Annotated in this window: 6 protein-coding genes and 1 pseudogene; 4 read left to right on the top strand and 3 right to left on the bottom strand. The window is 73.3% G+C overall.

Features of this window, described 5'->3' with window-relative positions:
* From K6I33_RS29685 to purU, 3 genes and pseudogenes are all read left to right on the top strand, one after another.
* A pseudogene (locus tag K6I33_RS29685) lies at positions 1-1,057 on the top strand (hypothetical protein); the annotation flags it as partial.
* A 139-nt stretch (positions 1,058-1,196) separates the two neighbouring features.
* Positions 1,197-1,640 (top strand): hypothetical protein, encoded by a 444-nt coding sequence (locus K6I33_RS29680; RefSeq protein WP_229357635.1) that lies wholly within the window; start codon positions 1,197-1,199, stop codon positions 1,638-1,640.
* 71 nt (positions 1,641-1,711) lie between these two features.
* The gene (gene purU, locus K6I33_RS29675; protein WP_229357633.1) at positions 1,712-2,575 is read left to right on the top strand and encodes a formyltetrahydrofolate deformylase; all 864 of its coding nucleotides are present in this window, start codon (positions 1,712-1,714) and stop codon (positions 2,573-2,575) included.
* Between the two features lie 83 nt (positions 2,576-2,658).
* Here purU and K6I33_RS29670 read toward each other — a convergent pair whose 3' ends face one another.
* Together K6I33_RS29670 and K6I33_RS29665 are read right to left on the bottom strand one after the other, a co-directional pair.
* Entirely contained in the window at positions 2,659-3,774 is a 1,116-nt protein-coding gene (locus K6I33_RS29670; RefSeq protein ID WP_229357632.1) for a zf-HC2 domain-containing protein, read from the bottom strand.
* Entirely contained in the window at positions 3,771-4,337 is a 567-nt protein-coding gene (locus tag K6I33_RS29665; RefSeq protein ID WP_229357631.1) for a sigma-70 family RNA polymerase sigma factor, read from the bottom strand. Before K6I33_RS29665 ends, K6I33_RS29670 begins: the two co-directional genes overlap by 4 nt.
* A 398-nt stretch (positions 4,338-4,735) precedes the next feature.
* On the opposite strand from K6I33_RS29665, the gene K6I33_RS29660 reads away from it, so the two are divergent.
* Positions 4,736-5,110: an STAS domain-containing protein gene (locus K6I33_RS29660; RefSeq protein ID WP_229357630.1), complete on the top strand. Its 375-nt coding sequence runs from the start codon at positions 4,736-4,738 to the stop codon at positions 5,108-5,110.
* A gap of 157 nt (positions 5,111-5,267) precedes the next feature.
* Here the strand turns inward: K6I33_RS29660 and K6I33_RS29655 are convergent, their stop codons facing one another.
* Positions 5,268-6,413 carry a sensor histidine kinase gene (locus tag K6I33_RS29655; protein ID WP_229357634.1) on the bottom strand — a complete coding sequence of 382 codons (1,146 nt, stop codon included), beginning with the start codon at positions 6,411-6,413 and terminating at the stop codon, positions 5,268-5,270.
* Positions 6,414-6,438 lie beyond the last annotated feature (25 nt).

The raw sequence follows: 6,438 nt of genomic DNA, 5'->3' as shown, positions 1-6,438 counted from the left end.
CTCCTCGCCCACGCCCGCCACACCCTTCTCGGTGATGGCCCGGCCCGGGGAGCGACCGCCGCCCGCCGAGTTCGACACGCTCTTCCGCTCCGCCACGCCCACGCAGCAGCTGCCGCCCGTGCCGCCGGGCGGGTCCGTGCCGCCGGGCGGGTCCGTGCCCCCGTCCTTCGCCGGGCAGCCGCAGGCGGCGGCCCACGGCGCCGTCGGTTCGTACGGCTACCCCCAGAGCGCCCCGGGCACCATGGGTACCCCGGGCACCCCGGGCCCGCAGGGTCACCGGGGCGGTCCGGGGATGCCGGGCGGTCCGGGGGCGCCGGGCGTGCCCGTCCCCCCGGCGGGCCCGCGCGGCGGCCATGACGGACCGCGGCCGGCGGGCCGCAAGAAGTCCCCGGTCGTGGTGATCGCGGCCGTCGTCGCGGGCTGCGCCGTCGCCGGGCTCGGCGCGGGCGCGCTGCTCAGCGACGGGGACGACAAGGGCGGCGACCGGCAGAACGCCGCCGCCGCGAGCCCGGCGACGAACGCCCCGTCCGCCTCCGCCTCGCCCACGCCCCAGAACACCCCCAGTGCCACGCCCTCGCCGTCCGCCAAGCCCGCCGACGACCCGGCGGCGGCGCAGGCCAAGGCGCTGGACGCGCTGCTGAAGGACAGCAACAACAGCCGGGACGCGGTCATCAGGGCCGTGGACGCCACCCGGAACTGCAAGGACCTCGACAAGTCCGCCAACGACCTCACCGCCGCCGCGGGCGAGCGCAACGCCCTGGTCGGCCGGCTCGGGCAGACGCCCACGGACAAGCTGTCCAACAGCGCCGCCCTGACCGCGCAGCTGACGAAGGCGTGGCAGTCGTCCGCGTCGGCGGACAGCCACTACGCGGCCTGGGCCCGCCAGGCCAAGGACAAGAAGGGCTGTGTGAAGGACCACGCCCGGCCGACGCGCGACAGCTTCGACGGCGACCGGGCCAGCGCCGACGCGACGGCCGCGAAGAAGAAGGCGGCCGACCTGTGGAACCCGATCGCGCGGCAGTACGGCCTGACGCCGCACGACTGGACCCAGCTGTGAGTGCTGTGAGTGCCGGGGCTCCGTGAATGACGGTGCCTGAATGACGGGGCCGGGCCCCGGCCCGGCACACGGGAACGTACGATCGATTGTTGTGCAGGGTTCAGAGAAGTCTTCCCGTCGCGGCCGCCGCTCGACCACCATGGGCGGTATGCCGCTCAATGACATGCCGTGGTGGCGCTGGCGTGCGAACGTGCGCTCGGCGCTGCACATGCTCTCGGATCCGGTCTTCCAGCAGGAGTGCTGGGTGGCGGGCCGGGAGGGGTACGGGGATGTGACCGACGCCGTCTACCGCCTGGTCGAGGACACCTGGCTGGACAACTGGTCGGCGGAGAAATACGTCGGCACGGTCTTCCGGGACTCGGGAGAGGCCGCGCTCGTCGACGTCGCCGTGCTGCGTGTCCTGCGGATCATGCACCAGGTCGGGGCGGACGCGCCGGCGTCCGCGTATCTGGAGCACCACGGCTGGCCGGAGGCCGTCCGCGCCGCCCGTGAGGCCCACGTCCGGCTGGCGGTGGGCGACGGCCACGATCCGGACGCTCCGCCGCCCCCGCTGGCGGTGCTGGAGCTCGCGACGAGGTACTGACGAGGTACTGAGGTACCGGCGATGCGCCGACGGGCAACGGCAGGGGCCCGGGTGTGCGACGCTATTGGGCTATGACCACCGAACAGCCCCAGCAGTACGTCCTCACCCTCTCCTGCCCGGACAAGCAGGGCATCGTTCACGCGGTGTCCAGCTACCTCTTCATGACCGGCTGCAACATCGAGGACAGCCAGCAGTTCGGTGACCGCGACACGGGCCTGTTCTTCATGCGCGTCCACTTCGGCGCCGAGGCGCCGGTGACGCTGGAGAAGCTGCGGGCCAGCTTCGCGGCGGTCGGGGACTCCTTCCAGATGGACTGGCAGATCCACCGGGCCGACGAGAAGATGCGCATCGTCCTGATGGTGTCCAAGTTCGGGCACTGCCTCAACGACCTGCTCTTCCGCTCCCGGATCGGCGCCCTCCCGGTGGAGATCGCCGCGGTGGTCTCCAACCACACGGACTTCGCCGAGCTCGTCGGCTCCTACGGCGTCCCCTTCCATCACATTCCGGTGACGAAGGAGAACAAGGCGGAGTCCGAGGCGCGGCTGCTGGAGCTCGTCCAGGCGGAGAACGTCGAGCTGGTCGTCCTCGCCCGCTATATGCAGGTCCTCTCCGACGACCTCTGCAAGGCCCTGTCCGGCCGGATCATCAACATCCACCACTCCTTCCTGCCGAGCTTCAAGGGCGCGAAGCCGTACCACCAGGCGCACGCGCGCGGTGTGAAGCTGATCGGTGCCACCGCGCACTATGTGACGGCCGACCTCGACGAGGGCCCGATCATCGAGCAGGAGGTCGAGCGGGTGGGCCACCAGGTCACCCCGGAGCAGCTCGTCGCCGTCGGCCGCGATGTCGAGTGCCAGGCGCTGGCCCGCGCCGTGAAGTGGCACAGCGAGCACCGCGTCCTGCTCAACGGCACCCGCACGGTCGTCTTCGCGTAGCCCGCAGCCCGTAGCCCGCAGCTCGCACCCGCGTGGCCCCGCTCCCGGCCGGTCTCCCGGCTCAGGAGCGGGTCAGCGGCGTGTCACAGCCGTGACAGTGATGCCGTCGCGTACAGGACGTCGCGCACGGCTTCCGGGTCGCCGAGCGAACCCGCCGCCGCTTCCTCCGGCGGTACATGGCCCGCGGCCAGCCGGCAGAACTCGACCCCGTCCAGCGCCACATGCGCCACCTCCCCCTCCGGTGTCCCGGTCGCCCCGGGGGAGTCCAGGGCGATGTACCAGTGTCCGCCACCCCGGCCCTCGATCTCCAGATGGAGTGCGCGTCCCGGTGCCCCCGCCGCCACCAGGGTGCGCGCCGGCGGTGCGAGGCCGGCGCGGCGCCGGGTGGCTATCGCGCCGGGCAGCAGCCGGGCCGCCAGGTCGATCATGCCGTTGAGGTGGGCCGGCGACGGCGGCTGGTAGGGGTAGTCGACCGCCTCCGCGATGTCCCCCGCGTGGGTCCAGCACTCGAAGGCCCGGTCCAGGAAGGCGTCGCGCAGCGGCAGCGCGAACGGCCCGTAGTCCACGGGCAGCTCCGCGGCGGCGCCGCCCGCGAAGGACACCGTCCGTATCAGCGCCTGCTCCTGGTCGCGCCACGCGGCCCGGACGGTGACGGACGTCCGGCCGCCCGGGTCCGCCGCCCACAGGGCCTCCGTCCGCTCCTCGGGCGACGCTCCGCGCAGCGGGTCCGCCATGCCGAGCGCGCCCGCCACGACCGTGTCCACCGCGGTGAGATGGCCGATGACATCCGCCACCGTCACCTCGCGGGCGGCGGGGGCGCGCCCGTCGAACCACTCCAGCCGCACCGGGGCCCGCCATTCGGCCTCGCCGATGTCACGCAGCAGCGCGTCGAGCCGGGATGCCTCCGCCTCGTAGGGGGCGGCCCACCCGGGGACCGGGATCCGCGCGGGTCTGCGGCTGAGCGCCCCGGCCAGCACCCGGCCGCGCAGCCCCGGATCGAGGTCCAGGCTGTCCTCGGGGTGGAGCAGCGCGACCGCGTCGCGCAGCCGGACGGCCTCGTCGGCGCAGGGCGCGCAGTCGGTCAGATGGGCCTCGACGGCGGCGGTCTCCTCGGCCGAGCAGGCGGCCAGCGCCCAGGCGCCGAGCAGCGACTTGAGCAGGGGGTGGGAGCGGACGGGCGGGCGGGGTGCCGTGCTCATCGCAGCGCCGCCCCACCGCCGGGCGGCGAGACCGCGCGCGGGCCCTCATGGGCCGTGGACAGCAGTTGTAAACCGAGCCGGAGTCTGCGCCGCGCCTCGTCCTCGGTGACGCCGAGCCGCATGGCGGTCTGGCGGTAGTCGAGGCGGCGGAAGTAGGCGAGATCCAGCGCGGCCCGCAGGGGCGCGGGCATGGACGTGACGATGTAGTCCGCGCGGGCGGCGGCGCTCGCGGCCCGCACCTTCTCCTCGATCTCGGCCGCCGGGCGCTCCCCGTCCGTCTCCGTGCGCCGCAGCCTGCTGACGGCCTGCCGGTGGGCCAGGCCGGCGATCCAGGAGCGCAGGGAGCCCTCCCGGGGGTCGAACTCCTCGGGGTGCTCCCAGATGTGGCCGAAGACCTCGCGCGTGACGCGGTCGGCCCCGGCCTCGTCGTCCAGGACGCGGTGGGCGAGGCCGTGCACGAGGGAGGCGAAGCGGTCGTAGAGCTCGCCGAGGGCCGCCGCCTCGCCGTGCGCGAGGCGCTGCTGCATCCTGCGGTCCCAGCGCGGTGGCGCGTCGTTCGTCATGGCCCGGCCCCCTTACGCGTACGCACTGCTGTACGCCCTCACGCCGAATGTAACGGGCGGCTCCGACACCGCACGAGCGGTTGGGGTGAATCCCGGAAAGACGCCGCCCGGTCCATGTCGCGTGTGGTATTGGGGCGGTGACTTTATGTGCATGATCCACCCAAGTGGCGATCGGGGTCGATCGTACGTGCACGAATGTGCCGATGTGTTATGCGGGTGTGACCGGATCTATGGGGATGAACGGTTCGAGCTGGGCATAGGCTCAACAGTGGTCGGCTTGTACCGCGTACGAGACCGCGGTGTTTCACTCGGCGCCGCACGGGGGAAGCGCCAGGCAGCCATACCGCGGAAGGGTCCATTCCATAGGAACGACAGACCGAGTGAAGGGGCTCGAGCGCGTGACGTTGAAGGTGGTGGAGCACGAGCAGGGGGAGTGGGCCGTGCTCCGGGTCTGCGGCGAGATGGATCTGGTGACCTCCCCAACGGTGCGGCAGCACGTGCACGAGGCTGTCGCGGACGGGCGGCGGAGTCTGGTGCTCGACCTCGCGGAAGTCCGGTTCTGCGACTCCAGCGGCGTGGGCGTGCTGATCGCCGCCCGCCGGCTGATGCGCTCCTGTCAGGGGCGGCTGCGGCTGATCCTGCCCGCCCAGGGCGCGGTGGACGGCTCGCACGTCAACAGGGTGCTCGCCGCGCTGGGGGTGCGCAGACTCTTCGAGGTCTACCCGGACCTGGACAGCGCGACCGAGGAGACCACGGACCCGCTGTCCGCCTGACCCGTCATCAGGCCGCCCCGCCATCCACCGGACGGGTGAATGGTCGCATCGTCAACAACCCGGCGGCCCCTGGCACCGGCACGGGTGATTCAGCGATCCGTCGACGTCACCGTCCCGTCGACGTCAGCGTTCCGTCGACATCACCGTTCTGTCGACGTCAGCGTTCCGTCGACGGAAAGCGGGCCAGTACGGCGAATCCGCCCTCGTCCGTCGCACCCGCCTCCAGCGTCCCGCCGAGGCTCTGCGCCCGTTCGCGCAGCCCCACCAGGCCGTGGCCCCCGCCGGGCAGCTCCGGAGCCGGCACCGCCGCGTCCGCCGGGCCGTTGCGGACCTCGACCACCAGCTCCCCCGGCTCCTCCGCGACCCGCACCCGCACCTTCGACCCGGGCGCGTGCTTGCGCACATTGGTCAGCGCCTCCTGGACCGTGCGGAACGCCGCCCGCTCCACGGCCTCCGGGCGCTCGGCTCCGGGGTCGGAGCCGTCCTCGAAGGCGACGTCGAGCGCGCTCAGCTCGATCAGTCGCGGCAGGTCGGACAGCCGGGGCTGCGGTGTGAGCTCCTCGGTGTCGGCCCCGGCGGCGCGCAGGATGCCCACCATGTGCCGGAGTTCGTCCAGGGTGCGCACCGACAGCTCCCGGATCGTCCGGGCGCCCTCGCGGGCCGCGGTGTCCCCGGTGCTGATCTGCACGGCCCCCGCCTGGAGACTGATCAGGCTGACCTGGTGGGCGACGACGTCGTGCATCTCCCGGGCGAGCCGCGCGCGTTCCGTGGCCAGCACCCGGTCGGCCAGCAGCCGGTCCTCCCGGGCGCGGCTGCGCGTCAGTTCGTCGAGCCGGGCCACCAGCTCCCGGCGGGCGCGGGTGAGCAGGCCGAAGGCGATGGGCGTGGTCGCCACCACGAGCGAGTCGAGCAGATTGACGCCCGTCTCGCGGCGGTCGCCCAGCGCCAGGTCGGACACCGGGTACGGCAGGAACTGCGCGGCGGCCATCAGCAGCCCGGCGCCGCCCAGCAGCCACTTGTCGGCGCGCGGCCGGGCCGTGCGCCGCACCGCCAGCGTGTAGAGCGCGAACATCGGCGCGATCCAGATGTACGCGTAGTACATCCCCGGCAGCGTCGCCAGGAAGACCGGTGCCGGGAACCGGCGCCGCCACAGCAGCGACACTGCCGCCAGCAGCGACACCCACAGCGAGAAGCGGGGTGTGACCCCGTTGACCAGCAGCGCGTCCCCGGCCGCGAACAGCGCGGGCCCGGCCACCGCCGCCCAGTCGGGCACCCGGGCGGGCGTCCGGGCGCGCCACGGCATGGTCACGGCCGCCCGTCCCCGGTTC

This window comes from Streptomyces sp. UNOB3_S3 (assembly GCF_020740895.1).
Classification (GTDB): Bacteria; Actinomycetota; Actinomycetes; order Streptomycetales; family Streptomycetaceae; genus Streptomyces.
This window is presented reverse-complemented; position numbering and strand designations above follow the sequence as displayed.